We start from the raw sequence: 17,509 nt of genomic DNA on the forward strand, positions 1-17,509 counted from the left end.
TTAGCGCCCCTCTCCTGCAGCAATGCCGTACACCACGTCCAGTGCACTGCGTACGCCATCTTCGTGAAAACCGTTGTACCAGTAGGCACCGCAGAACCAGCTCCGATGCAGGCCGTTGATCTCAGCGCGGCGAGCCTGCGCCCGCCAGCTTTCAGGGTTAAACAATGGATGCTCGTAAACAAAGCGTCGCCAGACGAATCGATCGTCAATTGGAGTGTCTGGATTGAGGGTCACGCAAAATAGCGGGCTTCCTTCAGGTAAGCCCTGGAGTATATTCATGTTATAGGTGACGCAGGCGCTGGCACGATCTTGTCCACTCAGACGGTAATTCCAGCTTGCCCACGCGCGTTCGCGTACCGGTAACCAGCGGCGATCGCTATGCAACACCACCTCGTTACGCTGCCAGCCAATTGCGCCCAGCACGTCGCGTTCTGCGGGGGTCGCATCTTCAAGCAAAGCCAATGCCTGCGAGGAATGACAGGCGAAGATCACCTGATCAAACGTCTGTACCGATCCTGCCAACTGGATTTTGACGCCGCTGTCGTAGCGAATAACCTGCTGAACAGGGGCATTAAGGTGCAATGTCAGACGATCGCCCAGCTTCGCCAATATGACGCGGATGTATTCCCGCGATCCGCCCGGCACCACGTACCACTGCGGGCGATCCCGGATATCCAGCAGGCCATGGTGCTCAAAGAAGCGTAAGAACAGCGGCAGCGGAAAACGGCGCATCTCCTGAAGCGAAGATGACCAGATGGCTGCGCCCATCGGCAGAATGTAATGACGCGCAAAGAACGCGCTGAAGTGGTGCTGGTCGAGGAAGGTCTGTAGCGTCGCGTTCGCATCGACCTCATTTAATGCCTGTTTCGCCAGACGATTAAAACGGACAATCTCTTGCAACATACCCCAAAATGCAGGGTTGAGTAGGTTCCGACGCTGGGCGAACAAAGAAGTCAGCGTATGACCGCTGTACTCCAGACCGCTTTGCGGATTATGCACCGAAAAACTCATCTGCGTTTTTTGCCCCTGGATACCGAGTTCGCTCAGCAAGCCCATAAAACGCGGATAGGTTCGGTCGTTATAGACAATAAAGCCGCTATCAATCGCGAAATTCCCCTGCGGGGTCGCCACATCCACCGTCGCAGTATGGCCGCCAGGGGTCGACGCCGCTTCAAACAGCGTCACCTGATGGTGTCCGGCCAGACGCCAGGCGCAGGTTAATCCGGCAATACCACTGCCAATGATAGCAATTTTCATGAACGCACCATCCTGCGCAGCAACGCGCGCTGGAGACTCTCAGGCAGCCCGGCCAACAGACGTAGCAGCACGCCAAAGCCTGTCGGGAAGGCAATATGATTTTTTCCTTTCGCCAGGCCACGGCGAATCGCCTTCACCGCAGAATCAACACTCACCTGACCCGGCATGGCAAAATCGTTTTTACGGGTAAGCGGGGTATCGACAAATCCTGGCGACACGACGGTCACGGAGACACCTTTCGGCTCCCAGTCCAGACGCAAGCTATTGGCAAACCAGGTTAGCGCCGCTTTAGACGCACCATAGGCTTCTGCCCGTGGGAACGGCAGCCAGTGCGCCATCGAACTGACCAGCACCACGCGGCTACCGGAGGTTAACTGCGATTGAAGCGCTTCCAGGCAGTTGATGGGACCCAGATAATTCGTCGCCATCACCCGTTCAACCTTCTCGGCGTCTATCCAGCCCTGGTCGAGATATTCGCAGGTCCCGGCACAGAGAATAACCAGTTCGGGGTTGCAGTCCGCCAACGCCTGGCGACAGGCGTCCCTGTCTGTCATATCGAATAGGCGTACTGTGATGTTGGCATTGGATTGGCGCAGCTGTTCCAGCCTTTCTGGATTGCGACCGCAGGCAATCACCTGACAGCCGTCATCGGCCCATGACTTTGCAAGCCCGGCACCAATCCCGGAGCTTGCACCGGTAATGAGGACAGTCATCATCCGCGCACCCTCCTTTTAACGCCGCGAACGGCCCAGCCCAACAGCGGCAGATGCTCATAAAGCATCTCACCCGCGTCGTAGTAATCTCGCTGGCGAAAAATCTTATCGCCATGCGTCTCTACCATTGAACATCCCGGCAAAGATCGTATTTCTCCGCCAGCAATGCGCGGATGCGACCAGTACATGGTCCACGTCACGGCAAACCGCCCGCTCTCACATAGCGGAGGATCTATGGCAAAACGGCAAGCGTTTACATTTGCCAGGAGGTGCGAAAAATAGCGCTGGATGGCAAACAGCCCGTTATGTTCCCCGAAGGGATCGACAAGTACTGCATGCTCGTCGTACAACCCAGCAAGCGCGGGGACGGGCTGGCGATCCAAACTGGCGTAGTAATCCATAAACCTGTCGATAACGGATGGCTGTGCGCGCATAACTCTTACCCTTAAGTGAACCACATGACGTCGCGGCATAATTAAAACTTACACAAACACTTTAATTTGTCCAAGTTTTTGCTGGAGATTTTTTATAACCTCATTTAATTCAATAAATTAAAAATTTATTTTTTTGAGTAAAATTATCCAACAGCCACTAATACAGTGGCCAGTCGACACACACAGGAAAGGTAATCACAGAGGATTAAAGCGGGATCACATCGAGGAAATTAACCTGCTGTTGCCAGAGGTCTATCTGTTTTTTACGCGCTGCGGTGAGCTTACCAGACGTCACTAACAACCATTTGCGCTCGGGGAAAATCTCAGGAGCAAGCGTCGCGGGCGGTACGGGAAGCACATCAATGCGATGCCCCTGTCCCGTGCGGCAAAGCGCTTCAAGCCAGATCTCGCAGGGGTCCGTAAGATGCCAGCCGGTAATCAGGTAGTTATCGCCCGGCGCACGCTTATCCCCTTCCAGGCAAAACGAGGTGTAAGAAATAATAATACCATCGAGGATTTCACGCAGCGTCATTATAGCCGGCACATTAGCTGAGACTTGGCTTCGCAGAGGGCGCAAAACCTCACTCACCAATTCAGGGCGAGGATACTCGCGGCCTGCGTCATAAATAAGCTGGCGCAGGGTTTCAATTTTCCCTTCGTTCAGCCGCTGCAGCATACTCTCCTGCAGGGCGAGCCAGTTATTTGTTCGCCTGGCTCCAGGGCGGGCCAGCAGCGGTTTTACCTGGCTTATCGGTACGCCTTTTTTCACCCAATCGAGAATTTTAAGCGCCTGCTGAATATCGTCATCGTTATACAACCGGTGCCCACCATCCGTACGCTGTGGTTTGAGAAGTCCATAACGACGTTGCCAGGCGCGCAACGTCGTGGCGGTTATTCCACAAAGCCGCGCAAATTCACCGATGGAATAGGACATACAGAACACCTGATAACAAAGAATAGCCTTAATATACTACGAACTACGTTGGATTAGATAAGTTAAAACTACTTACCTTACGATTGCTAAATATCATACAATCGCCTTCAGGGAGACGTTAAGCAAAAATATCTGAGATTAGTACGCAATTTGTTGATCAATTCTAACTAATTGATATGTTTTAACTATTAACCTTACGGTTTCTTGGAAGCTATTGTTCCGAACATATTTTTACTTTTTGAAGATTTTCCCCTGCGTTCCGGCATCCGTATCCCGCCAGACATCCTCACCTTTCACCCGACGATCTCCCTGGATAGTATAAATCACCATCCCCTGCTTGAACTGCAGCACACCATCTGATTTTGTGGCATGTACGCTCTTTCCATTGACGATGACTTTGTCATTTTTATCAATACTGATGCTTGCAACCGTAACACCGCTATCACTCAAAGCTAACCACTTACCTGCATAAGGACTGGTTGCTGATGTTGTGGTATCGCTGCTTTCATTAACAAAACCAGCTTTTGCATTTTCATCTTTAGATTTGTTGATATCACAACCCTGCGCTTCAGAGACCTGAGTACAACCAGACTGCTCAAGTTTGTACCGATAATCTTTATTGATAGCCCATGTAGTGGATGTGAACAGTACAGAAGCTACTGACAGGCAAATAATTACCCTTTTTGTACACATAGTGCGACCTTACGATGATAAGCCCAGAAGAGAAGCAGCGCATAGCTGCCCTTCTAAAATCTTAGTCAAGATCGTAGATACCTGTTATAAAAAGAGTGTCACCATTCGATTTTTTGATAAATTTTTAAGCAGTAAGGGGCGATGAGCAAGATAGTTATTCAAATACCGGCTGCTGTTGCTACGGTACAATGTAGAAAACTAATCAAGGCCGAATAGCAACCCTCTTTATGCGTAAAAAGACGAAAAGATAATGCGATGTTAAAAATGAAAGAAAACAACGTTAATATCAACCGAATTCACTTCCTTTATGAGGCGTTGGCCAAGAGACATTCTTCTCCTGAAGATAAATACCTGGCTATTCTGAATGAAGGATTAAAAGCCTTTGACCTGTCTCTTGGTATTATTAGTCAGATAGAGGGTGAGCGTTACTCTCTACTTGCGGTTTCACCAACAAGTGGAGACATTTCAGCTGGTATGGTGTTTGAACTGAAAAACACTTATTGTCAACAAGTGGTCAGAGAAAGAAGAATAATAAGCGTTGAACATGCAGGAACACATCCTGACTTTAATTCCCATCCGGTGTACATTGGTATGAGGCTGGAGAGTTATATCTCAGCGCCAATATGGGTGAGAGAAAAATTATGGGGTACAATCAATTTCTCTTCCACTCAGATAAGATCCATATCATTCTCTGAGGATGACTATGAATTCATTAGTTTAATGGCTGAGGGTATTGGTTCGTTAATCGAGATCAATTTATTAATCAGTGAAAATGAAATTGTTATTTCAGCACTACAAAAAAACAATGACATACTCGAATCTATTTTTAAAAATTCAACTATCGGGATGGCGCTGGTAGCCTCTTCTGGCCAATGGAAAAAAGTCAACAATTCACTGACCCGCATGCTGGGATATACTGAAGACCATCTGCTTTCTATCAATTTTCAAAATATAACCCACCCCGATGATTTAAGCACTGATTTAAAACAATTAGATGCTCTTTCTCGAGGAAAAATTCCCTTCTACCAACTAGAAAAGAGATATCTGACAGCAACAGGGAATTATATCTGGATACTTCTGAGTGTTTCTTTGGTACGCGAAGATAATGGTGAAGTCAAATATTATATTGCTCAGATACAAAGTATTAATGAGCGTAAAACGATGGAAATTGAGCTCAAAAAGCAAAAGGAAGAATTACACAAAATTAATACTATGCTTGAGCGAATGGCTACTGAAGACAGCCTGACAGAGATTGCGAATCGCCGAAAGTTTATGCGCTGGTTTGAGAATGAAATGACCAGAATTGCGCGAGATCCCGTACCTGTGTCAATTGCCATTGCCGATATCGATTTTTTTAAATCATATAATGATTCCTATGGCCACCAGGAAGGTGACTATGCACTTAAGAATATCGCCAAAGAACTTAGCCATAACCTACGAAGCCAAGATAAGGTCGCACGATTTGGCGGTGAGGAATTTATCATGCTTTTCCCTGAAACGGATGAAAAAGACTGTTTTTTGGCTTGCGAAAGATTAAGGAAAAGCATTGAGAAACTGAGTTCGCTCAGAAGATCGGTCACGATCAGTATTGGTGCAGTGACATACCATCCGAGAGAAGGGAAGCTTATTACCTTTGATGATTTATTGAAAGTGGCAGACACCAAACTCTATGATGCTAAAAGGTCTGGGCGAAATAAGGTAAAAGTAGTCAATTTAGCAGACCATCAGGACTAATCTAGTGGTCTTTCTTGCTATCGGTAAGTGTGCTTACTATACATGGAGCAGCATTCACAAACTCGCTACAGGAGTATATTGATGAAGGTAGAACTTAAGAACGTTAATGGAGAAAACCAGCCTATGGACGTGACATCTCTAATTATCACACTGAGTAATGGTGAAACAATAGAAATTAGTGAAGAGAAACAAGGCCGCCCCGCGCACCTGTCGGAAGGCATAACCATCTGGGGCGGCCGTATACCCCAGGAGAACGCTAGCCTTGAAGAACTGAAGGAGTCAACCCGAATGCTGGGGATATACCCGTTGGCAGCTAATACCCTGCATCTTTTTCCATTGAAAAAATAATCTGGTGATGGCGTAAGAACCTGTGCTGCTGTTTCCAAAAGTATAATTAGCACTCAAGGTCCGCTTGGCACAAAGCAGACGCCCATCCTCACGCGAATGCTTTGCCCTTTCCTTATCAACAACCGAATAGCTTGCCCCACAACCATGGTTTTTTATTAGAATTGTTGCCATATAATAAATCAAAATAAATTGATTTTATTAAATACCTATCAGATATCTATATGGTCACCGTGAATTCTTTCTGCATTTCCTCGGGTTGCGGTCGGTATAAATAAATGCTGCCTTCCATGACAGCATGTGGATATTAACGAACCAGGTGCAGGAAGTGCAGATGTTTTTCATACTGGTCGAGTATGTCATTAATAAGCTGTTCCTGATTCCAGCCCATCACATCATAATTTTGACCACCTTCTTTGAGATAGACCTCAGCGCGATAATATCGATGTTGTTCAGCATGATGCTCATCATTATCCATCGCAGCCAGGGCGAATGTCGGAGAGTTATACCCGCGAAGCCTCACTTCATAAATATAATTCAGCTCGTTGCCCAAATCGACTTCAAGTCGAATACGATCATCGGCAGCGTCACTGATATGGCTTATCGTCCCCTGCTTGTTCAGTTCTTCCTGAACGAGCGTCATGGCGGGTTGGATAACGTCGTCCATAAAGCGTTTCACAAGAGAACGCTTCGGCAGATAAGCTATATTGCGCAACCTTCTCTGCCACGGAATTGGGTTACGTGCAGCCGTCGGAGCAATAGTCGCCATGCTCAGGCTTTCACGCTTAGTCAAATCCCGACGCAGGGCTTTTAACAGTCCGTATATGGATATCAATAAGATAGCTGAGAAGGGTAATGCACTTGCTATTGTCACCGTTTGCAGCGCGCTTAGCCCTCCTGCAAGGAGAAGCGCAATAGCAACAATTCCCATGAGCGAGGCCCAGAAGATTCTCTGCCAGACGGGTGTGTTTGCCACCCCACCTGATGCCAGAGTATCTACAACCATTGCCCCCGAATCAGCAGATGTGACAAAGAAGACAATGACCATCGCCATTGCAATGAATGACAGTACGGAGGAGAACGGGAAATGCTCCAGGAAATTGAACAGGGCCAGAGCAACATCCTGCTGAACGGTATTGGCGAGGTCAGTCGCCCCCTGGTTCATAATAAGATAGATCGCGCTGTTACCAAATACCGTCATCCACATGAGCGTAAAGCCGGCAGGAACAAACAGCACACCGGTGACAAACTCGCGAATGGTTCGGCCGCGGGATACCCGTGCGATGAACATCCCCACAAACGGCGACCATGAAAGCCACCATCCCCAATACAATAATGTCCAGCCTCCCAGCCAGTTGCTCGACTTAGGTTCATACGCGTAAAGGTTGAACGTTTTACTCACCAGTTCTGAAAGATAACCACCCGTATTTTCCACAAATGACTTCAGCAGCAGCACGGTTGGTCCCAGACACAGGACCAGCGCCAGCAGCAACAACGCCAGGCCCAGATTGAGCTCAGACAGGATGCGTATTCCCTTGTCCAGGCCCGACACCACTGAAATCGTCGCTAACCCCGTGATGACCACGATCAGAATGACCTGCACAGTTTCATTAATGGGTATCCCGAAAAGATGGTTCAAACCGGCATTCACCTGCAAAACACCGTAACCCAACGATGTAGCAACGCCAAAGACCGTGCCTATAACAGCGAAAATATCAACCGCATGGCCTACAGGCCCGTATATGCGATCGCCAATAATGGGATAGAGTGCGGAGCGCAGCGTTAAAGGCAAACCGTGACGGTAACTGAAGAACGCCAGAATCAGCGCCACAATGGCATAGATTGCCCATGCATGCAGGCCCCAGTGGAAGAAGGTCAGACGCATTGCTTCCTTCGCTGCCGCAACGGTCTCTGGAGTGCCGACGGGAGGCGAAAGATAATGCATCACAGGTTCGGCAACGCCAAAGAACATCAGGCCGATCCCCATCCCTGCCGAAAAAAGCATCGCAAACCAGGAGTGGTAGCTGAAATCAGGCTGCGCATGGTCCGGGCCCAGCTTGATATCGCCGTAGCGTGAGAGTCCCAAGAACGTGACACTCAGTAAAATCAGGGCCACAGCCAGGATATAGAACCAGCTGGCATTCGTGAAGATTTGTTGTTGAAGTAGTTTAAAATTTTTGTCGGCGACATCCGGGAATACGGCGGCAAAGGCGACAAGAAGGAAAATTAACAAAGCAGATGTAAAGAACACTGCTTTGTTAATCTGGCTTTTAGACTTCTTTGGGATTATATCATTTTCACTCATAATCATTTATTCCATTAATTTAAATCCGCATTGGATAAAGGGTACTACCACTCATAGAGTAGCAAAGTTCAACTGACAATGCGGCATTAATCGGAACGCATGGTGCAACGAGGTTCGATACAAATCATCTTATATATTCATATTTTTAAAGGGCTCCTTAGCTAGTCAGCCTTCCACTTCTTGGGGCATTAAATTTGCATAATCTGCATCAGACTTGGGATATACGTTAATTGAAGCAATATTGAGTACGAATGACCAGCGTCTGCTTCTGGGCACATAGCAGCCCTTAAGACGGCGGCTCGTCGTCATGGGGAGGTCGGAGATTCAAATCCTCTCGCGCCGACCAAAAATCATTTAGGAACCAGCCTGTTACGGCTTTTTTTATCCCTGCTGTCTGAGCGGGGGAAACTCCGGGGAATAACTGGGGAGAAACACAACCATAACTTTTAAATTTGCCTGGCAGTACAGTGACTGTGTAGTGGATGATTAAAAACCGGGTGCCTGCTGACATTCACAGACACCCGTAATCACACAGCGGTGCATATTTTGGATACGCTATATCCTTAGCGCGTGGCTAAATTTATAGTCATTACAAAGACGATTGTCATTAAATATCTGTGATTGATATCTAATATTTTTAACTAAAATATTACCAATATCATAAGTGGCTAAATAACCACCAAACAAGCATAATTATCCTTTCCCATTGATTTGTTTCTATCTACATCGCCGGACAATCATCAAACTCCGCGTTCCTGGCATCATTAATGATGTAAGTAATCACCCCGAATATAGCAGGTACAGAACCGTAACCGTCATCATCTACTGGTAGCGCCTCCCTTCTCCCGCTCTCCAGATTAATCAAGTGGGGTTGAGGATGAGTCCGATATCGCTTGATCCTGAACTCCCCGTCGATTGCACAAATCAGCAGTGAGCCATCGCAGGCAGTAAGTGACGCATCTAACGATTTTATCGCTTGCCGGATTAGGCCCTCCACTATTTGCACCGACTGCATTCGACTGTCCGGTAATGACAATAATGAAGATTTTCTGAGCCAGTATCTCCCCCAGCGTCAAATCACCCAGTCCTACCAGCCAGGCCCCATCCGGTAGCGCCAGTTCCTGACGCAGCATGTCAGCGTCCATCAGGACCAGATGTTTAACATCCTCTGCCCAGCTTATGGCATCCGTTCCGCGGGTGGTGAACGGAACATCCGTTGCTGTGTTCAGCCTCCAGAACTGCCCCTGATACCGGATTGTCTGATTTCGTGCAGTGAAAGTAAGAGGACCGTCCTCGTAATCGCCGAGAAAGTCATATCCGGACTTAACAAGAAATTCCTGAAAGGCAGCAGAAAAGCGGGCAAGTTGTTCCTCATGAGCTGACTCCATGCCGTGCCAGGTTTTACGGGAATGTCCAAGACGATCATTACGTCGATCATTCACCTGGTCATTCATCAGATAATCCATGTTTTGCGCGTTATCGTTAAGGTCTTTTGCAGCAGCAGATCCCAGCGGGTTGCCGGTGTTATAAGTCGTCATATGAGCCTCATAAACGAAAAAACCCGCCGAAGCGGGTGATAATTAAATAGGTGACATCAGGCTGTATCGCCGGGATATGTTGCATTGTCGTGATCGTAGAAGCTGGGTTTATACTGTTTCGCCGTTATCTGACATGTGCCGTCAGATTGTGGGGCTATCTCTGAGACAAGAACGTTATAGCCCACTCGTGAAGAGTCGCAGAAAATCAGGCGTGGCGGTTCAATGCCGGGATCATCAAGAATCATGTCATCGAACGTCGCCAGGTAAGGCACGGAAACCCGGTAATCACCTGCACTGGTCGCCACCATAAGTGAGGAAGCCGAACCATCCTGATAACGAATCAGCACGCGAGGATTTGGAAACGACCAGTCAAGCCGCTCTGTCACCGTGAATGTCGTTGTGCCATCCACAGACGCCATCGACTCAATCAGTGTGCTGACCGTCTGGCTACCGGGTATATCGTCAGTCAGCACGATACGGTCGCCGATGTTATAGCAAAGTGCGTCCAGCTCAGTAGATGTCGTATGGGTCAGCCGCTGCTGCTGATACTTCATCAACCGGCGCATGCCGATTTGGTACGCGCGATCACGATCAAGCACACCATCAAGAGTGTAGTCTTCGATTTTGACAGGGGTTGGATTATCCGGGGTCCGGCACTGTACCGTCTCCTCAGCCCAGGTCGTTCCGTTGATATACGTGACATCAACACCGTCATAATCGTCACCGGAGGGAGCAACGAATGCAGTTTGCAGGTCTTCAGTCATCTCATGCGGACTGATAACCCCGGACCATGGCTTTACGCCTTCACGCGCAACCGAAGCAAGCCCGTCCGTCAACAGAAAATAACTTTTCCCGGCGTTGGCTATCTTCTGCAAAACCTCCAGCGCAGATGTGCTGTCAGTCGTCTCGAAATCGAAAAACTCATTGCCAGGCGTCCAGTACGCACTTTCCAGCGCATCAATGGCGTCGGTGTCCATATCCAGCCCCAGCGAGTTACCAACGTGGTACAGGGCGCCAGAGATGCTTCTTGGTGCGCCAGTGTCGTAAATCCTTGTCGCTACCACGTTCACCCGGCGATCGGACTGAGCGGCCAGCTTGCCGCCTGTTTCCACCGTGACACCCATCGTCGTTACGCCAGCGTACGATGACGGCGAGGTCAGAAGGCGGCCACGCAACGATTGCCAGTACATATTATCGCGGCTGTTATCCTGTCCCTGCTCGTTAGTGCGTCGACACCGCACTTCAACAAGGCCAGGAGAACTCAGCGTGATGCGCTCAGTAAAACCAAGACCATTTATATTTTTTGTATTATACGAGCCGGTTTTGCTCATCCATCCAGAACCAGAGCCATAGACGCGGTACTGAACTTCCCAGCGAACCGTTCTGTTTTGTTTTCTCCCTTTTTTGTCGTACCAGCAAATGCCATTCGGGAAGAAGAAATTCACTTCAAACATGTCGATGGTTTCATTATCCGGGCATGCCAGAAACGGCCCCATCCAGGAATCATTCTGGTTAACGCCAGATGCGTCAAAATCAAGCACGGTGCGCGCAACGAAACCCGGCCATGTGTTATTGACAACGCCGTCAATCAAGCGCTGAAGAGTCACACTTGTGCCGTCAACGTCGAAAATTTTGTACTGATATCCGGCGTGAGAAACGGAAAGCCTGATATCCCCCTCTGGAATACCCGTAAAAGGCGTGCCGGTGTCACTCTCATAAGCCAGCGTTACCGAGGCGGTGACTTCCTCTTCTTCCTCTGTCGCGTCTGCATGCGGCGTATACGAAGCGATAAACAGGCTATAGTCGACGCTGTTGTACCAGAGCGTTACCGGCATGCCGACATAAGGGGCGAGTTCCGCCAGATTGTCACTGGTAATTCGGCTGTATGCGCCATCGTTGGTTACAACAAACTGATCGGGTACGATTAGCTCAACCGTTGCGCCAGCAATCCACGAATCAGGCAGCTCGTTTGTTGCAGTATCGTCGTCAGCGCTTAATCCGTTAAACGTGATTGTGCTTCCAGACACCGTCAGTGACTGCGCAACAACATCATCCTTGTCCGGCGCCGTCTGGGCCATATCCAGCCCGGCGCCAGAGCTGGTGCCTCCAACTTCAGTGGAGTTAAACCAGTTTTCGCTACGGCGATCACCAGCCACATTCTGGCCGGGCTGAAAAACGGTGTACGCGAAACTATCACCCAGCGATGAAACAGGCGTGGCACCAATACGCATATCCCCTTTGCCGAATGAAAATTGTCCGAATCCCAGCGCGACGAACATTTCAACGGTCATCACTGTCGGATCATCCTGGCTGAAGCGGGTTACCGGCTGTACTACGTAATCGGGGTAAATTCGGCGGCGTCCGAACAGCTCACGAATCGGCTCCCCAAGCTTAGCCTGGTTGGCTTTAGCCGGGTTTACATCGAGTGAATCGCCTGTTCCTGATGAATACCCTCCCGGATCGACCGCGCCTGGTGCAAAAAATAGCGCATATGCAACGGATGCGGCAGAAATAGCAACAGCTATCCACGCAATTGTCCCGGCCTCCAGCCCGAAAGGGATCGGATAGATACGTACTTCACTGGATGGGGCTATGACATAATCGAACCATTCCGTTGCGGGAATATTTTCGCCATCAACTTCAACCGCAATCGGGTGTTTAATATCTGAACGATAATTATCAACGTTGCCCGACAACCACTGATGAAGAGTCAGCGCGCCATGTTCATGTATTTCCAGCGGCTCGCCGGGTAACCGGGATGGATAAATTCTGATAGTCACTGCCAGAACTCCACTTTAACAAACCGACGCATAAAGCGCGGCAATGGAAGGATGGTCACGTTGGTCTTTGGGTTGCATTCCACAACATAAAGTTGCTCGTTGATATCCACCACGACTGCAACATGCGTCACTGTTGAACCGGAATAGCAATAAACCCCTGCACCAGCGCATGGCTCGCATTGGGAAAGAGTCAGTGAGAAACTTTTTGCTTCTCGATCAAGGCCACCATCGTCTTTAGTCACTCCGGCAAAATCCGGCCATTCATGAAGCCCCAGATCGCGACGAACTTCATTCACGATGCCGAAACAGTCAAGTTCAGGGTAAGCGCGTCCGCCCTTCAGCCATTTGACTGAAAGGTATTTATCTTGATTGAACATTGAAACTCCTTAGCTCATGTAACGAAGGCCAGGATAGAACGGGAGTGTGTAGCGATAGCGGGGCCAGGCTGTATCCAGCACGTTCATGTACCCTGCGATAATCTGCGCCTGCGTCGCGGTCCAGTACCCGTTTTTAACCGTCAGGGTATAAGGACGTTCGGCGGGAGCGGTTAAATCGTCAGAGGTAAACTGGCGGTAAGTCACTGTGGCGCCACGCAAGTTTTCCAGCGCGCTACGCACGGATGTCGATGCCTCGCCATTAATGTTAGAGACTGCAAACTGTAGATCCTGTGTACCGTCGCTGTTTCGCGCAGGTAACGCAACGTCGATGGTGCTTGCGATAAATGTCACTTCTTCGCCGGTTTCCGTTGTCGCGGTTATGTCGTCATAGCCATCACAGAGATACAGAGCATCATCACCGATGTTGATCTGCAGGGTTTTGATAATGACCTCTTCACCGGAAGAGGCGTACAGTCGTTTTAAAGTCGGGCTGGTCATGCTTCGGGCCACTCCCTGTTAAGTGCAATATCAATGATGCTACTGTTGATGATGTAATCCGGGAACTCAGCCCAGCCATCGCCAAGAACAGGACGTGTCCATAGCTCCAGCGTCGCGGAGAACTGCCAGTAAATCGGGGCGACCAGCGTCGGCCCCTGATAGATATCGGTGAACCGGCATTTATAGAACTCAACGCCCAGCGGGGTCTGTAGTCGCATAAAAAACCAGTCAGCACCGTCAGTGATCGTTTCGCGGTACCAAGCCTCAAATAGCTGGGCCTGAATGTCCGTTTCAAAAAGCCACTGCACATTTGCCTGTGTTGGCGTGGAAATGAATGCCCGGCGCTGGCGGGCACGGCCGGTTGTCATTTCGGTACGCATTAACGGACTGACTGGCTGAAATGCATAGCCATCCTGAAGCGGCATAGGGAGATAGTCGTGGGGGTAGTATTTTTCTGCCACTTTTCCTCCGGGCATAAAAAACCCGCCGTTAAGCGGGTTCTTGACCTAAATTTGTTATCCGTCAGGCAACATCAGCACCATGGTTCAGATGGCGAAGAGATTCAATGCCGTTGGTGTTATAGCGGAATGCTTCAACCTGCTTAGTGGAGTGAGCCGACTTATCCCGAAAGAATTTGCCGTACTGCTCAGTTTTGAGGTTATTCGCGTTAGCTATGCGGCCGATTTTATTGGCGCTGACGCCCATTTTCAGTCCAGCCTCTGCTGCCGTGAAGTAATGCTCTTCAATCACCGGCAGCGGGATAGCGTCATGGACTCTTACCCGCGATTAGATACGATGAAGTATGAGTAGATATGGTGAGTTAGAGATATCTTGAGGGCATCAAGTAAATGGCACTAATTGTTAAAAAGCCCACCTGAGTGGGCCTTCGTGTCACAGGGACGTTTTCATATTCATGGTTGGATTTAATGGAGACTTGGTATATGCGTAATTAATAACAACTCCATCCCTCAAAAGAATATCCAATGTAGTCATCTCAGCGTTTGACGTTGTTTTCATTGTAAATGCCTGCGCCGAAGCGGAAACTGTGTTGTGCGTATAAATCCATTTGGTTTCATTTTCGCTCACGACACCTTTTGAGAAAGGCTGACCGAACATGTTAATCAGATCCGCTTCTGTAGTCTTTCCCTTAACAATCTTTTGCACCTTCTCAGCGGATATTTTTGTTCCGCTTTCATAATGATTTGTGTAGGTACACCCGAGCAATGAAGAAAGAATTAATGGAATTATTATTGCAACTATTTTTTTCATTTTATTTTCCTCTAAGGTCGAAAGTCAAAAAGAGTTTATACCCACATGTATCCCTTTGGGAGTCTCTCTTACCGTTACACCAAGATGAACAGCTATAGAATCGAGGATGTCTGAGATAACCTCCATCTCATCAACCCCCTCCCAATGACCATAACGTTCAAAAATACCATCACACGCAAAATCCAATCTTTCAATAAATGGGAGAAGCCATTCGAAAGATGGAAAGGTTTCTTCATTACCTTCCCTGAAATTAACGCTCATTCCTGCGCATGCTCCTAGATAGTATGCGGCAAGAGTCAATGTGGAGGCTATTGCTGAATAAACTTTATCCAATGTGAGATCAACATCTCTGTGCATCTGATAATGAAATGTTTCATCCTTCACATAGTCGTAAAGGTTTTCCGCTTGTTTAATGAATGTATCCTTTAACCTATCGATCTGCCTTTCATCAAACACCACTGACAACCTAGTTGCACAATATTCCTCGATTACTGCCATCCAACAATTGATACGAAGTTGATCATGAATATTTTTGCATCTATGTGTAAGCAACATGCCGGGGAAGCATTTGTTTAATGCTGCTAAGTTGGAGACATGAGCACATTCATGTGCAATGATCCCTAGAGCGATCAACCAGTCTTCTGAGTTCGGCTCAAGAATTCCCTCAAGATATGGAGCGTGAAAAACTATGTAGGCACAATTCTTACCATCCCTTAACACCCCAACTGTCATTGCGACACCAATAACATCCCCGCTTGATGGGGAAAGCTCCATTGATGTTTCAAACCCTCTATCGACAGAATTTAGAGCTAATTGATAATTGTAAGAGATGGTTACTCCTACTAACGATGCAAGATTTAGTGCGTTAGCTAATTTTTGAATGGTGGCACCTACAGCCACACCAACAGCTTTAGCATCGCTATCCTCACGAAAACCGTCCAAGATTATTTTAAAGCTTGCTATATTGGTATTGTCATCCATGTTTCTTGCCCTTCAAGTGCTGTCGAAAACAGATTATCATAGGGTTGGAACAGAACAATGCTTAGATTCTTTTCATTACTTATCACTCTTTGTATCCGCGCACATAACGACTTTTTAGAGCCTTTCCGAAATTTCCCTGCGGATTTATCACCTCTCCGGTCATTTTCTGATCTATGAGTTTGATTATCGTTCTGGATAGATCTTCATTGTTCTTCCTCAGCGTGGCTGTTAGCTGTTCTGGATCACCGCCCTGAACATAAACATTTTGCTCAATTGGAGCATGGACGGTTGTGGCGTTCTGACTGCTGCTTACATTCTGAACACCTGTCCCATATTCAACGTGCAGGCGCTCGGACAGCTCACCTCTTTCGCTGAATTGATGGCGCAATCTGCCGTCACCGTTCCCAAACACCTTGCGGGGAAACCCGCTGACTGTATGGCGATCGTCATGCAGGCCATGCAGTGGGGAATGAATCCATACGCGGTTGCCCAGAAAACACACCTGGTCAACGGCGTACTGGGTTACGAAGCGCAACTGGTTAACGCAGTGATTTCCAGCTCCAGCGCCATCATTGGTCGCTTCCATTACGAATATGGCGGTGACTGGGAGAAAATCGCCGGCAAAAAAGACGGCCGCGATGAATCAGGCCTATTTATCCGGGTTGGCGCTGTACTGCGCGGAGAAGATGAAATCACCTGGGGAGAGCAAATCTACCTGGCTGATATCACCACACGTAACTCTCCATTGTGGAAAACAGCGCCGAAACAGCAGATCGCTTATCTGGCAGTGAAATACTGGGCTCGCCTGTACTGCCCAGAAGTCATCCTCGGCGTCTACAGTCCAGATGAAGTTGAGCCACGCACTGAGAAAGAGATTAACCCGGCACCGAAGCACGTTAACCTGGCTGAAATTTCTGGTGACACCGTCACAACCACGCAGAGCACGCAGGAGTCGTCGGTAAATATCGACTCACTGGCTGATGATTTCCGCGAGCGTATAGATGCTGCACAGGATGTTGATAGCGCCAAAGCGCTGCGCGCTGATATCGAAAGCGCGAAGGTTACGCTGGGTTCAGCCCTGTTCACTGAGCTGAAGAACAAAGCGGTGAAACGTTATTACCTGGTTGATTCACGCAACAAGGTTGAAGCCGCAATCAACTCCCTACCGTCTCCTGATGAGCCGGATGCAGCGGAACGATTCGTCGAAGTCGAGCGAGTGCTGGCAGCAAATAAGCGTCATATGGGCGACGAACTGCACGAGCAGTTCAGCATCACCCTGGCGGATATGAAACCGGAATACGTTGGCTAACTGAGTTGGGAGGGTCCGCCCTCCCACTGAGGAGATGTAATGCGACTAATTAACCGAGCCAATCAGCAGTCTCCGTTAGCGCGTCAGGCATGCGACATCGCGCTGGCCACTCATCACGAACGCTACGGCGACTACGGACGCAGCAAGATGAAGGAAACGTACACGGTGAGAGTTGAAGGTGTGAAGGTCTGGGTGGAGGTAGTGAACCGCAAGGCGAGCTACGTGGCCACGGCGATGACAGGCATGCGCAGATTGCGAGCGCTGCCGGGTCAGGTGAGTTGATATTACTTTTATAAATGGCCCAGTACGGGCCATTGGAGAAAAACGATGGATGATATTTTG

General features: G+C 48.6%; 17 protein-coding genes and 2 pseudogenes. 4 read left to right on the forward strand and 15 right to left on the reverse strand.

Going from position 1 to position 17,509, the window contains the following annotated elements:
- From BZK42_RS21625 to BZK42_RS21645, 5 genes are all read right to left on the reverse strand, one after another.
- A complete protein-coding gene (locus BZK42_RS21625; protein WP_080860101.1) occupies positions 1–1,257 on the reverse strand; it encodes an NAD(P)/FAD-dependent oxidoreductase in 1,257 nt (418 codons plus the stop codon).
- A complete protein-coding gene (locus BZK42_RS21630) occupies positions 1,254–1,973 on the reverse strand; it encodes an SDR family NAD(P)-dependent oxidoreductase (protein WP_080860103.1) in 720 nt (239 codons plus the stop codon). The genes BZK42_RS21625 and BZK42_RS21630 overlap by 4 nt, the downstream gene beginning before the upstream one ends.
- Positions 1,970–2,404, reverse strand: coding sequence for a nuclear transport factor 2 family protein (locus BZK42_RS21635; RefSeq protein ID WP_080860104.1), 435 nt, complete (start codon positions 2,402–2,404; stop codon positions 1,970–1,972). Before BZK42_RS21635 ends, BZK42_RS21630 begins: the two co-directional genes overlap by 4 nt.
- 205 nt (positions 2,405–2,609) lie before the next feature.
- Positions 2,610–3,338: a MerR family transcriptional regulator gene (locus BZK42_RS21640; protein ID WP_080860105.1), complete on the reverse strand. Its 729-nt coding sequence runs from the start codon at positions 3,336–3,338 to the stop codon at positions 2,610–2,612.
- Positions 3,339–3,569: 231 nt separating this feature from the next.
- Complete coding sequence (locus tag BZK42_RS21645) at positions 3,570–4,031, reverse strand: hypothetical protein (protein WP_080860107.1); 462 nt, start codon at positions 4,029–4,031, stop codon at positions 3,570–3,572.
- A gap of 255 nt (positions 4,032–4,286) precedes the next feature.
- On the opposite strand from BZK42_RS21645, the gene BZK42_RS21650 reads away from it, so the two are divergent.
- A complete protein-coding gene (locus tag BZK42_RS21650; protein WP_249025148.1) occupies positions 4,287–5,765 on the forward strand; it encodes a sensor domain-containing diguanylate cyclase in 1,479 nt (492 codons plus the stop codon).
- A gap of 81 nt (positions 5,766–5,846) precedes the next feature.
- The gene (locus tag BZK42_RS21655) at positions 5,847–6,113 is read left to right on the forward strand and encodes a hypothetical protein (RefSeq protein WP_080860108.1); all 267 of its coding nucleotides are present in this window, start codon (positions 5,847–5,849) and stop codon (positions 6,111–6,113) included.
- A gap of 304 nt (positions 6,114–6,417) precedes the next feature.
- Here BZK42_RS21655 and BZK42_RS21660 read toward each other — a convergent pair whose 3' ends face one another.
- The 10 genes and pseudogenes from BZK42_RS21660 to BZK42_RS21705 form a co-directional block, all read right to left on the reverse strand.
- Positions 6,418–8,415, reverse strand: coding sequence for a BCCT family transporter (locus BZK42_RS21660; RefSeq protein ID WP_047418455.1), 1,998 nt, complete (start codon positions 8,413–8,415; stop codon positions 6,418–6,420).
- Between the two features lie 721 nt (positions 8,416–9,136).
- Positions 9,137–9,382, reverse strand: a pseudogene (locus tag BZK42_RS21665) (S24/S26 family peptidase); the annotation flags it as partial.
- Positions 9,273–9,953 (reverse strand): hypothetical protein, encoded by a 681-nt coding sequence (locus BZK42_RS29840; protein WP_143329714.1) that lies wholly within the window; start codon positions 9,951–9,953, stop codon positions 9,273–9,275. The gene BZK42_RS29840 and the pseudogene BZK42_RS21665, both read right to left, overlap by 110 nt.
- Positions 9,954–10,009: 56 nt before the next feature.
- Complete coding sequence (locus BZK42_RS21675) at positions 10,010–12,733, reverse strand: host specificity factor TipJ family phage tail protein (protein WP_080860113.1); 2,724 nt, start codon at positions 12,731–12,733, stop codon at positions 10,010–10,012.
- Positions 12,730–13,110: a hypothetical protein gene (locus BZK42_RS21680; RefSeq protein WP_047502209.1), complete on the reverse strand. Its 381-nt coding sequence runs from the start codon at positions 13,108–13,110 to the stop codon at positions 12,730–12,732. Before BZK42_RS21680 ends, BZK42_RS21675 begins: the two co-directional genes overlap by 4 nt.
- Before the next feature lie 9 nt (positions 13,111–13,119).
- Positions 13,120–13,608 (reverse strand): DUF1833 family protein, encoded by a 489-nt coding sequence (locus BZK42_RS21685; protein WP_019076987.1) that lies wholly within the window; start codon positions 13,606–13,608, stop codon positions 13,120–13,122.
- Entirely contained in the window at positions 13,605–14,069 is a 465-nt protein-coding gene (locus BZK42_RS21690; protein ID WP_047418010.1) for a hypothetical protein, read from the reverse strand. Before BZK42_RS21690 ends, BZK42_RS21685 begins: the two co-directional genes overlap by 4 nt.
- 61 nt (positions 14,070–14,130) lie before the next feature.
- Positions 14,131–14,379: pseudogene (locus BZK42_RS21695) on the reverse strand (phage repressor protein); the annotation flags it as partial.
- A gap of 120 nt (positions 14,380–14,499) precedes the next feature.
- Positions 14,500–14,877, reverse strand: a complete 378-nt coding sequence (locus BZK42_RS21700; RefSeq protein ID WP_047500758.1) for a hypothetical protein — start codon at positions 14,875–14,877, stop codon at positions 14,500–14,502.
- 24 nt (positions 14,878–14,901) lie between these two features.
- On the reverse strand, positions 14,902–15,858 hold the full coding sequence (locus BZK42_RS21705; protein ID WP_080860115.1) for a hypothetical protein: 957 nt from the start codon (positions 15,856–15,858) through the stop codon (positions 14,902–14,904).
- A gap of 280 nt (positions 15,859–16,138) precedes the next feature.
- On the opposite strand from BZK42_RS21705, the gene BZK42_RS21710 reads away from it, so the two are divergent.
- Positions 16,139–17,167, forward strand: coding sequence for a RecT family recombinase (locus BZK42_RS21710; protein ID WP_080860117.1), 1,029 nt, complete (start codon positions 16,139–16,141; stop codon positions 17,165–17,167).
- A 39-nt stretch (positions 17,168–17,206) separates the two neighbouring features.
- Positions 17,207–17,449 (forward strand): DUF4060 family protein, encoded by a 243-nt coding sequence (locus BZK42_RS21715; protein WP_019076930.1) that lies wholly within the window; start codon positions 17,207–17,209, stop codon positions 17,447–17,449.
- Positions 17,450–17,509 lie beyond the last annotated feature (60 nt).

The organism is Citrobacter braakii (genome assembly GCF_002075345.1).
Lineage (GTDB): Bacteria > Pseudomonadota > Gammaproteobacteria > Enterobacterales > Enterobacteriaceae > Citrobacter > Citrobacter braakii.